We start from the raw sequence: 12,374 nt of genomic DNA, 5'->3' as shown, positions 1-12,374 counted from the left end.
TCATGAGATCAGCAATTCTCCTATTGATATTACTCCCGGTATTGTTGTGGCAAACCGGTTGTATGAAAGATGTAGTACCCAGCGATGCCCTGACCACAGAAACCATCAGCAGTTCGCCCGAAGGACTTAAAAATGCCGTGAATGGCGCCTATGCACTGTTAAAGGATCACGTACCCTTTAATGGTACGACTGATGATAATAATATGTACCTGCGCCAGTATTTTCAGTTGTCGGATTTTGCCAGCGATGATATTGTATGCGGACAAACAACAGAAGATCCGTTGTTCTACAGTTTCTCTCTGGGACATTCGCCCACGCAGACGAATACACGGTATTTCTGGTATATCTCCTATAAAATTATCAACGATGCCAATACGGTAATAGAGGCCGTAGAGAAGCAGGCTAACCCCGACGCCACTACGCAGCAGATGCTGGGCGAGTGTTATTTCCTGCGGGCGTTCAGTCATTTAAACCTGTTGAAATTGTTTGCCGTACCCTATACACAGAATCCGGCTGCTGCGGGTGTAATCCTGCGTACGTCTACTACAGACCCGGGGCAAAAAGCACGGTCTACTGTAGGGGAAGTATATGCGCAGATCATTGCTGACGCCAGGAAAGGAGCCGACCTGATGTCGCAGAACAGGGGACCGCAATACGCTTCCCGCGAGGCCGCATGGGCGCTGTTGTCCAGGGCATACCTGTATGAAGGCAATAACGACAGCACCAGCTATTTCGCCGGTAAAGTGATTGATGCCGGCCGTTTTTCACTGGCTACTGCGGCTACCTATCCTGATCTGTTTGCAAAAGCCACTTCCGGTTCAGAAACGATTTTCTGCGTGGCGTTCCGGGCAGTAGATGACTATCGCAAATTTGGATCTATCGCTTCCATGATCTATTCTGATGGTAATTCCGGCTGGGGAGAAGAGTTTGCATCCGCTTCGCTGAGAGATACCATGGCCGCTAATCCGGAAGATGTACGCTGGAAATACATTGTGCCACTGAAAGATGATAACGGTGGTATGCAACAAAAGAATGGGATCGACATTTACTATATCTCCAAGTTCTCCGGCCAGGATGGTAGTCCTACGCTGAGTTCACCGATCATGTTCCGCCTGGCAGAAATGTACCTGAACAGGGCAGAGGCATCTGCGAAAGCAGGTAAAACGGCGGCGGCGCTGGATGATGTGGACCAGATCCGTGCTAACCGCGGGTTGCAGAATGCCTTGTACCATCAGCAGCTTCCGGCCGGTAAAACGGTACTGGAGGTAGTATTGAAAGAAAGGAGAATAGAGCTGGCTTTTGAAGGACACCGTAGTTATGATCTCTACCGGAACAAACTGGCAATGAACAGAACCTACTGGGGATATCATTTACCGGGCCTGAAACAATCCGATATCAACCCGGCCGTAAACCCTTCCGGTTATGCCAATATGATTGTGCAATCTACCAATCCCCGGACGATCTATTACATCCCCATTGATGAAATAGAAACCAATAAACTGTGCGTACAGAATCCTTAAAACTCCCTGATCATGCAAAAGAAACTGCTATATATATTCCTGCTGCTGGTGACAGCATCCGCCTGTAAAAAAGACGATAATAACCCTGCCCCCCTGGTCGTATATGCGATCGAGGTAGACGGTAACCAGGTGTCTTTTACTAATACCACCACCGGCGCTACTTCCTGGAAATGGGATTTTGGCGATGGTACTTCCTCCACTGAGCAAAGTCCTGTACACGTGTATGCCGGTAAAGGAAAATATGTGCCCACGCTGTATGCTACATCTGCTGCAGGTGTTACGGCGGAAGGTTCTACCGTGATCCGTATTTCCAAAACTTCACCGGTGAAGTTAAATGATAACAGCCTGGCCGACTGGGATACCATCAGCCAGAATATGATCACGGCTGGTCCGGCGGGAGGTGTTTTCAAAAAACTCAAATTCGATTACGATGGGCAGAACGTGTATTTCTATGGAGAAATGACCGGGCAGCTGGCCGACGGGGTGATTTTTGATATGTATATCGACAGCGATAATAGCTCTGCTACGGGGCTACTGACATCCTTATTTACAGGTGGGGCTTACGACGTACTGTTGGAAGGACAGTTGCTGCTGAATCAGAGCAGCGCCCCGATTCCCATGGCGATGTATTATCATAACGGAGCGCAAACGGCATTTAGTTTTGATCAGCAGTCCGGTACTTCTTTTTTCAGTATGGGGACTATCAGCGCGGCCAATGGCGTGATCCGTTTTGAAGGAAAACTGGATCGTTCAAAAATAAAAGGATTTACGGGGACGGCTATACGGTTGGGTATGGTGGCCACTTCCGGCGATTGGAGTACCCAGTTGGGTACGATCCCGGATGAAGGGGCGCCTGCTTTTTTATTAAATATGCCGGAATAAATTATTAATTTAAGCCTACAAACAGGACAATGAGCCAAACAACCAATGTCAGCCAACGATTGATTTCCCTGGATGTGATGCGTGGCCTTATCATGATTCTCCTTGCAGGAGAAAGTGCCCGTATCTATGAGTCGATAGCGCATTTGCACCCTACGGGTATTGCAGGCAGTTTAATAGAACAGTTTTTTCACCATCCCTGGAACGGGTTACGTGCCTGGGACCTGGTGCAGCCGGCATTTATGACCATGGCAGGAGCAGCCATGTTTATCTCCTATTATTATAAAACACAAAAGGGCATTACCTGGTCACAAAATTTCAGGCATATTGCTTTGCGTTGTGTAAAGTTGTTTATATTTGGTACTGCCCTCCATTGCGTATATGCCGGAAGGTTAGTATGGGAATTATGGAACGTATTGACACAATTGTCCGTTACCACCCTGATCGCCTACCTCATCATACGACGTTCCTATGGTTTCCAGCTGGGTGTAAGCCTGATATTATTGCTGGCAACCGATCTGATGTATCGATTTGTGCTGTTGCCGGGTTTCGAAGAACCTTTTACACAGGGTCATAATTTCGGAGCCTTTATGGATACCGTGTTCATGGGAAAAATCAATTCCGATGGATGGGTCACCATTAACTTTATTCCTACCGCTGCGCATACCATCTGGGGCGTACTGGCAGGAAAGTTACTGATCAGCGACCGGTCCAGAACACAGAAGATCCGTATACTGCTGATTGCAGGTGTAACAGGACTGGTCACCGGCTTCGGGCTCGACTGGGCAGGCGTAACGCCCATCATTAAAAGGATTGCCACTGCTTCTTTTACGCTGGCATCCGGTGGCTGGGTGATGCTGGTAATGGCATTGCTGTACTGGCTCATAGATGTAAAACAAAATGTGCGTTATGCGTGGATCGCCACCGTGGTAGGAATGAACGCCATCTTTATTTACCTTTTCTTTGAAACCGTAGGGCATCAATGGGTAAACCCCACTACCGCCGTTTTTGTAAATGGATTTACCGGTTTAGCCGGTATCCCGGAAGGCATCCAGGATGTCGTTTGTGCCTTTGTGGTACTTGCGCTGGAATGGGGCCTCTGCTATTGGTTATATAAAAAGAAGATCTTCTTTAAATTATAAGCTATCTACTGAAACCCCCATGAAAAAAAGCTCCGGTATCATTTACCGGGGCTTTTAATTTTTTTACAGGGCCGGTATGTTTTTACAATTTTATTATTTACCTTGATTCAGTTTTAAATCAACAAGCCAGAATCTTTAGTAACAAAAGCGTGAACAGTGGAAGAAACAGATCTCTTCCCTTATCAGTTTTAAAGTCAATGTCACTGTAAGCAGCCACCTTCGGGTAGCGCTACAGGATCGTTATGTGTTTAGTCTACCTGTATATTTACCAATAAGGGTTCCTGTTTCATGAATCATCCGTCAGACATAATATTGGTGCAACGGTTAAAGGAAGGTGATGCCTCGGCATACGATGCTTTATTTATGAAGTATCATAAGCTGCTTTGCCTGAATGCCTATTGGTTTCTCCGGAACGAAGCAGAAGCCAATGACCTGGTACAGACGTTCTTCCTCGATATCTGGGACAAAAAGTTATACCTTCAGTTTACGGGAGATATCAAGGGATACCTGCACCAGGCAGTGAAAAACCGTTGCCTGACCCATCTCCGGAAACAAAAAACAGAACTGGAGAATCAGGTGGCATTTACGCAGTTACAGGAAGATTCCTGCGTGGTAAATATAGAAACTTCTCCTGATTATTATAAGCAGGTATTGTCGGCCATCAATGAGATGGCGGTACAAAAAAGATCGGCAATACAAATGGTGTATATCCAGGGAAAACGGTACCAGGAAGCAGCGGATGAAATGGGCATCAGTATCAATTCTTTCAAAACCCATCTGAAAAGAGGGCTGAAAGTGTTACGTCATGCAATTACTAATAAGGGCTATTAGCCCGCGTTTTAATAATAATGGAGCAAATACCAGCGAAAATATTTGAATTATACCTGGATCATCTGGTGGGCACTATCTCAGCAGATGACAGGTTATATGTGCAGCAGCAGCTGGAAACAAACCCTGTTTTTAAAGCGCAGTGGGAATACCTGGAGCGGGAAGGTGAAACGATAGATGCAGGCGATTACCTCCATCGCATTGATTCTGCAGCTGCCCTGCAACAACTGAAAGCCGCCGGAACAACACCAGCTGCCGCCACCGTAATTCCCTGGAAAAAATGGCTGGCCGCCGCCGCTGTGGTATTATTCCTGGGTTTGGGCGGTTATTATTTCCTGCACACCCATGCCCGCGTGAAAGCACCACCGGTAGCCACGCTGCAAAGGAAACAACCGGTAAGGCTGCTGACAGGTAATGGCGAAGCGATTGCACTGAGTAAAGACAGCAGCGTACAAACCATTGCGCTCAACAACGCTACCCTGAATACCAGCAACGGCGCCCTGCAATATACTTCTGCCGATACGGTACTGAATACACTGGAAGTACCTGCCGGTGAAAACTACCAGTTAACCTTATCAGATGGTACCAAAGTATGGCTGAACGCTGCTACTAAGCTGCGTTTCCCTTTTCATTTCGGTCGTGCCGCCCGTGAAGTATATATAGAAGGAGAAGCTTACTTCCAGGTGGCTGCCAATGCACAACAACCATTTACCGTGCATACATCCCTTACCAGTGTGCAGGTATTGGGTACCGCATTTAATATTAATACCTATCAGACCGGTACCGTGAAAACAGCGCTGGTATCCGGCAGCGTGATTACCCGGGATAAAAAGAACGGGCAGCAAATGCTGACGCCGGGTATCCAGGCCGACTATACGAATAACCAGGGCTTTGCTACTGCACACTTCGACGAAGAAGAAGTGCTGGCCTGGCGTAGGGGTGTGTATTATTATCACCGTATGCCGTTGACCAACCTGTTGAAAGAAGCTTCCCGCTTTTATGGTATCCGTTTTACGTTGAACGATGTTACTGCCGCTAACCAGGTGGTGACCGGCCTGATGGACCGGAGCCGGCTGGATGATTTCTTATCCGATCTTGCCACCACAGCGCACATCAGTCACCAGGTTGCTGGAAATGAGATTATCCTGAAATAGCCTTCTGTACCTCCCTCAAAAATATTTTTACTGCTCCTTGTCACCCGTTTTAAACAAAACGATGTAGTTGTAATGAAGGCATCTGTTTAACCATTTGCTGTACCATCATTTTAACTTGTAAACAGTTCCCGAATGAAAAAAAGTATACGCCACTGCCAGCTGGCTATGCGAAGCGTTGTACGCCTGTTGGTGCTATGCGCTCTTACAGGTATTGCATTTTTCCCGGCGAAAGCACAAACAACGGCGCCCTCGTTGCAAACCATTGTTACCGTTACCGGTAACGAGGTGACGTTGCAGCAGATCTTCCGGGCTATTAAAAAACAAACAGGCCTCACATTGGTATACAGCAATCAGCTGCTGAACGATGGAGAAAAGATGTCGCTCGATTTCCGCCAGGCAAAACTGGAGGAGGTGCTGGCTTTTATTTTTAAGCATAAAAATATCAGCTATGTACTGCAACGCAACCGGATTGTGCTGGACAAAAAATCGGTGGCCGCCCCGGAAACCACGGTAGCTGCTCCTGCGGATAAGTCGGATGAATGGCTGATCCGTGGCCAGGTCATGGATGGCGATGGTAACCCGCTGCCCGGTGTTACCGTTACCGTAAAAGAGAGTAAGAAAGGCACTGTCACAGATGTAATGGGCGTTTTCTCTATCAACGCCAGTAAGGATGATATCCTGAAAATGGCAATGATGGGGATGAACCCCGAAGAAGTAAAAGTGGTCAGCCAGAAAACATTGAAAGTGAGTATGACACCAAAAGTGGATAAGCTCAACGAAGTAGTGGTAGTTGGTTTCGGGAGCCAGAAGAAAGTAACCGTTACCGGTGCCGTATCTACCGTGAATATGGCCGATATGCAGACACCGGTGCGTTCCCTCACCAATGCGCTGGTGGGCAAGGTAGCCGGTATCATTTCCATGCAGAGCGCCGGTGGTGAACCCGGATACGATAATCCTACTTTCACCATCCGGGGTATGGGTACATTTACCGGTAACGCTTCTCCGCTGATCATCGTGGACGGTGTGCAACGGGAAGATGTAAACAGCAGCTACGGTGGTGCTTTTAATAACATTGATCCGGAAGATGTACAAAGTATTTCTCTGCTCAAAGATGCCTCCGCTACTGCCGTATATGGCGCCAAAGGTGCAAACGGTGTACTCATTATCACTACCCGCAGAGGGGTGGCCGGCAAACCAAAAGTATCCGCCAAAGCAGAAACAGGATACAGTGGATTAACCATCATGCCCAACATGCTGGATGGAGTAAACTACATGAAACTGCATAACGAAGCACGCACCAATGCAGGCGATCAACCTGTATACTCCGATGAAATAATACGCAAAACCGCCAGTGGTCTTGATCCTTATATGTACCCGGATGTGAACTGGATCAATACTATTTATAAAGACTGGGCATCCATGGCCAATGCCAATGTGAATGTAAGCGGCGGTGGCGAAGCGATGCGCTACTATGTCTCCATGTCGTTTTACAACCAGGACGGACAATACAATGTAAAAAAGATCAACGACTACAATCCCAATCTCAACTTTAAACGATACGATTTCAGGAGTAACGTAGACCTGAACGTCACCAAAACAACACTGCTTTCCCTCAATCTCGCCTCTATGCTGGTAAATACCCGCTATCCCGGTAACTCCGCCGGGATGATCTGGTATGCTACCTACGCTACCAACCCGATTTCATTCCCGGTATCTTACCCGGATAACAAATGGGCCGGCCCTATCAATAACGGTGGCGCCAATCCCTTTAACCTGGTACAGAATGCCGGTTACAGCACAGAATTCAAACCCTCTATTCAATCTGTATTATCCCTCAATCAGAAACTGGATGCACTCACAGATGGGTTGAGCGCAACGGTTCGCTTTTCTTTTGACACCTATGCGGAATTTGATAACAGCCGTAAAGGACTCAATGACCTCTGGTATGCCAGCGAAAGAAATGAGGATGGTTCTCTCTATTATGGTATGCCCGTTAGAACAGGCGATACCTATCTCAATTATAGTTCTTCTTCACAGGGCGAACGCATGATGTACCTGGAAGGAAACCTGAATTATGACCATAGCTTTGGCAAACATAATATAGGCGCCTTGCTGGTAGGTAGTATCCGTAACCGCCTGGTAGGTAATGCCGGCAGTGTGAAATATTCTATTCCTTACCGCAATCAGAATGCGGCGGCGAGGGTTACTTATTCCTTTATGGATAAATACCTGGCTGAAGTGAACATGGGTGCTACCGGTTCTGAAAACTTTGAAAAAGGAAACCGCTGGGGTTATTTCCCTGCGGGTTCCGTAGGTTGGGTGATTTCCAAAGAAAACTTTTTCCAGCCGCTTGCGAAAGTCGTAACACTGCTGAAGATCCGTGGATCTTATGGTATGACGGGTAACGACCAGATAGGCAGCAATGCCAACGCAGACCGTTTCGGTTATCTCACTATCTATAATACCGGCGCCGGTGGTGTGTCTTTCGGAAGTACCGGTAATCCTGTTTTCCGCAGCGGTATTGCAGCCAGCGTATTTGGTACGCAAGGCCTCACCTGGGAAAAATCTGCCAAAGCAGATATTGGTATTGAAGCCGGTTTTCTGAATAAGTTCAACCTGGTGGTCGATTTATTCCACGATCGCAGAACGGCTATCCTGGTACCTCGCAGCAGTATTTCACCTATCGGCGGTTATTCCTCTGCCGCGATATATGGCAACATCGGTGAAATGGTAAACAGGGGTATGGATGGTAGCCTGGAATACAATGATCATTTTGGAAAAGACTTTACACTTCGTTTATTCGGTAACGTTACCTATGCAAAAAATAAGATCATCTACGCTGATAACCCCAAAGCGATTTATCCCTATCAGCAGTTGGAGGGGCATATGTACGGAGAGTTTAAAGGATACCAGAGTCTTGGTTTGTTCATCAGCCAGGATGATGTGGAAAAGAGTCCTACGCAATCAAGGGTAGTACATCCCGGTGATATCAAATATGCCGATCTGAATAATGACGGAAAGATAAACGGTGATGACCAGACCTATCTGGGTAAATCCAGTTTTCCTGTATGGTCCTATGGTTTCGGATTCAACCTTGGATACAGGCGGTTTGAAATCTCCGCCATTTTTGCGGGGGTAGCAGACGTGGGTATTATGGCCAATGGTTCAGATGTGGCTATGGATGGCGCCGGCGCACCGGGCGTAGGTGTAGTGCCTTTTGCCGGTATGGGACAATATCCTGCCAGTGTGCTGTCTAATATCATGGACCGCTGGACACCGGATAATCCTAACCCCAATGCATATTATCCACGATTAACGATTGCCAACACCGGAGATAACAACTATGTAAACAGCAGCTGGTGGGTAAAAGATGGCAGCTTTATGCGAATGAAGCAGGCCACCTTCAGTTACGCTTTTATCACTCCTGCCATGAAACGCAGAGGTATCAGCAGTTTACAGGCTTACACCACCTGTACGAATATGCTCACCTTTTCGAAATTCAAGTTGTGGGATCCTGAATTAGGTAACAGGGCTGCAAAGTATCCTTTCCCTAAAACAGTAACCCTGGGTATAAGAGCGCAGTTTTAATCAAAGTAAAAAGATCATTTATGACCAGATATAAATACCTGTTACTTTTTTTTATCGGTATGAGTGTAGTGGCCCTGCAATCCTGTACCAAATACCTGGATAAAAAACCGGATAACCTTTTAACAGATGAGCAGATATGGCAAACGAGGGCGAATGCCGAAGGCTACCTGGCCAACATCTACAGCTATCGTGCGGGTGGTGGCGACTATGCCAACATCGGTGCCTCAGATGATATCTCGGTATCCATTCCCAGTACTTCTGTAAGATATATGGTAGGTGGTAACTGGAGTGCTTCCGATTGGAATTATTATAACTGGGGAGGCTTCTACACTGCTATCCGGCAGTCCTTTATTTTTGAGCAGAATATTGATAAAGTACCCGCTATTCAGTTGAGCGATGCGCTGAAAGCACAATATAAAGCCGAAAACCTTTTTCTCCGTGGTTACTTCTACTGGCTCTTACTCCGTCAGTACGGCCCGTTCGTAAAACTCACGAACGTCATGAACCAGAATGATGATTATGATAAATTGAACAGGGCGCCTTTTGATACATGTGTGGCGTATATCAACGAATTGCTGGATGCTTCTGCAAAAGGACTGCCTTATGTGTGGGCATCTGCCGGTAACAATGGCCGTGCTACTGCCGGCGCCTGTTATGCCGTAAAATCCAAACTGGCCCAGTGGGCTGCCAGCCCTTTATGGAATGGTAATCCTAAACTGGCCGGATTTAAAAACCAGGATGGAACACCACTGGCGCCCACTACCTACGATGTAAATAAATGGCGTATTGCTGCGAAAGCTGCAAAAGGAATTATCGATTCCGGTTATTATAAACTCTACACCAATCTCGATAACGGTGACCAGGAATTTAATCCGTTCAAGTCTGTCAGAGATGTATTTCTAACGCCGTGGAACAATGAAATTATACTCGCTACTATGAACTGGAGCCGCTGGAGTTATACCATTTGCGCCTCTCCAGGTCCGAATGGATACAACCTGTATAATACTACCCAGAATCTGGTGGATGCATTTTATATGAATAACGGGAAGTCGATCGATGATCCGACTTCGCAATATGTGGAAACCGGTTTTTCTTCGCAGGCAGGGAGCAAATCATGGGAACAGAAAAAAGGAGACTGGAACATGTATGCCAACCGTGAACCCCGGTTCTATGCTTTTATTGCCTATAACGGCCGCCCGGTTACCTGCGCTGTGTCTGTAGATGATAAGAACTATTTTTCTTCGGATAACAATAAAGATGGTACCGGCAGAATCGAACTATATTATTCCGGTAAATCAGGGATGTCTGCTATGGGGAGCAATATTATTACCGGCTACCTGCCCACCAAGTTTCTTAGCCCGGATGATAACGTGCGTAGTATGGGCAGCGATGCCTATCGCTCGCCGTATATTCTTATCCGTTACTCAGAGATTTTACTCGACTATGCAGAAGCATTGAATGAATATGATCCCGGTAATGCAGATATCGTTACTTATCTCAACCAGGTAAGAACCCGTGCAGGTTTGCCCGGTATTGAAACCGTGTATCCGGATGCCGTGGGTAACCAGGCGCTGATGAGAAAGTACATCCTGAAAGAAAGACAGGTGGAACTTTGCTTTGAAGGTGACCGTTATTACACACAGATCCGCCGCCTTACACTCGGTAAACCGGAGAACCAGACTATTTATGGTATGAACGTTAATGCCAATGATGATAAGCAGGGATTTTCCTTCACCGGATTTTATACCCGCACGTTATTCCAGAAACGCTTCTGGGATGACCGGATGTATATGTTCCCTATTCAGCAGAAAGACCTGGAAAGAGCCAGGGGATTGGTACAGAACCCGGGATGGTAATTTTTTCTTTATTAAATGCTCAACTCATTGCTATGATCAGGCTACTGAATTTATATACACTCACCAGTTGTTTTTTGATGTATGGCCTGTTAACAGGTTGTTCGAAAGACAAAGACCTCACACACAACGATGGCCAGCCCGTGCAGCTGACGGATTTTATCCCGGCTGTAGGTACGTCTTCCACAGAAATACTAATAACCGGGGATAATTTTTCTTCCGATACCAATGATATACGTGTAACGATCAATGGCAAACGATGCGCTATCGTGAACGCCAATACGAAACAGATCATGGTGGTGGTACCGAAGCGCTGCGGCTCCGGTAATCTGGTGGTGAAAGTAGGGAAAGACAGCGTTGTCAGCAAAACGTCCTTCAATTACATTTTCAGACGCTATGTCACTACTTTCGCAGGTAATGGGGAAGCTGCCTATATAAATGGAAAAGGTACAGATGCCTCCTTTAATTTTAACGGTCAGTCGTGGTACAGGGCCATGGGCATTACCACCGATAATGAGGGCAACGTATATGTAGCGGACGTGGGTAACGCCTGTATCCGCAAAATTGATCCATCGGGCAATGTGAGCCTGTTTGCGGGTTCGCCTGGCAACGCCGGCTATGGAGATGGTAAAGGCAACGCCGCAAAATTCAACCTTCCCTACGGACTGGCATCCGATGCTGCCGGTAATATTTATAGTGTAGATGCTGCCAACTACGACATCCGGAAAATTACCCCGGATGGTACAGCTACCACTATCGGCTGGGCACAGCAGGCGCCCTGGAGTGTGGCTATCGATAAGGCCAATGGCAATCTTTATTATACCAGCTGTGATCCGGAAGGGAATATATACCAGCTGAAAGACGATACACAAACACAGATCATCTCCAAACTCACCTATCCGGCGGGTCTTGGGGTGGATAAAGCCGGTAACCTGTATGTATCCGGCAACGGCACGCAGGTGATCACCCAGTATAAAGCCGGTACCTGGACGCCAACGATTATTGCCGGTCAGCTGAATACAGGCGGTTATGTAAATGGGGCAGGAAAGGATGCGAAGTTTTCGAATCCCTGGGGACTGGCTACAGATGCCGATGGCAATATTTATGTAGCGGGGAATGGCACCTGGGACAGCGGCGCCAACGCCGATCAGAGCATCCGCATGATCAGTGCAGGCAGCTGGATGGTACAGACTTTCGCCGGTAGCGATAAAGCCGATTACCTGGATGGAGTGGGAGAAGCAGCTTCTTTCAAAGGTGCGATCGGTGTTACCGTAGATAAGAATGGGGTGGTGTATGTCATCGATAAAAATAATAACCGCATAAGAAAGATCGTATCGGAATAAATCTATGTGTAAACTCACGGCGGCAGTAGTAATACTGCCGTCATTTATTTTTTCGCAAGATGTTAAA

At 47.0% G+C, this 12,374-nt stretch carries 8 protein-coding genes; all 8 read left to right on the top strand.

Annotated elements, in window-relative coordinates:
* Nucleotides 1-2: 2 nt before the first annotated feature.
* On the top strand, nt 3-1,520 hold the full coding sequence (locus BMW79_RS29195; protein ID WP_089901743.1) for a RagB/SusD family nutrient uptake outer membrane protein: 1,518 nt from the start codon (nt 3-5) through the stop codon (nt 1,518-1,520).
* A 12-nt stretch (nt 1,521-1,532) separates the two neighbouring features.
* Entirely contained in the window at nt 1,533-2,402 is an 870-nt protein-coding gene (locus BMW79_RS29190; protein ID WP_089901740.1) for a PKD domain-containing protein, read from the top strand.
* A gap of 29 nt (nt 2,403-2,431) precedes the next feature.
* Nucleotides 2,432-3,541 (top strand): acyltransferase family protein, encoded by a 1,110-nt coding sequence (locus BMW79_RS29185; protein ID WP_089901737.1) that lies wholly within the window; start codon nt 2,432-2,434, stop codon nt 3,539-3,541.
* Nucleotides 3,542-3,829: 288 nt separating this feature from the next.
* Nucleotides 3,830-4,372 (top strand): RNA polymerase sigma factor, encoded by a 543-nt coding sequence (locus BMW79_RS29180; RefSeq protein ID WP_089901735.1) that lies wholly within the window; start codon nt 3,830-3,832, stop codon nt 4,370-4,372.
* A gap of 17 nt (nt 4,373-4,389) precedes the next feature.
* Complete coding sequence (locus tag BMW79_RS29175; RefSeq protein ID WP_089901732.1) at nt 4,390-5,523, top strand: FecR domain-containing protein; 1,134 nt, start codon at nt 4,390-4,392, stop codon at nt 5,521-5,523.
* 132 nt (nt 5,524-5,655) lie between these two features.
* Nucleotides 5,656-9,111, top strand: coding sequence for a TonB-dependent receptor (locus tag BMW79_RS29170; protein WP_089901730.1), 3,456 nt, complete (start codon nt 5,656-5,658; stop codon nt 9,109-9,111).
* A gap of 20 nt (nt 9,112-9,131) precedes the next feature.
* Nucleotides 9,132-10,967 (top strand): RagB/SusD family nutrient uptake outer membrane protein, encoded by a 1,836-nt coding sequence (locus BMW79_RS29165; RefSeq protein WP_089901728.1) that lies wholly within the window; start codon nt 9,132-9,134, stop codon nt 10,965-10,967.
* Nucleotides 10,968-10,999: 32 nt separating this feature from the next.
* Entirely contained in the window at nt 11,000-12,307 is a 1,308-nt protein-coding gene (locus BMW79_RS29160) for an SBBP repeat-containing protein (RefSeq protein WP_089904405.1), read from the top strand.
* The last annotated feature ends 67 nt before the right edge of the window (nt 12,308-12,374 follow it).

The organism is Chitinophaga arvensicola, from assembly GCF_900110835.1.
Taxonomy (GTDB): Bacteria; Bacteroidota; Bacteroidia; order Chitinophagales; family Chitinophagaceae; genus Chitinophaga; species Chitinophaga arvensicola.
Note: the sequence above shows the minus strand (reverse complement) of the source record. Positions and strands in the feature narration are given on the sequence as shown.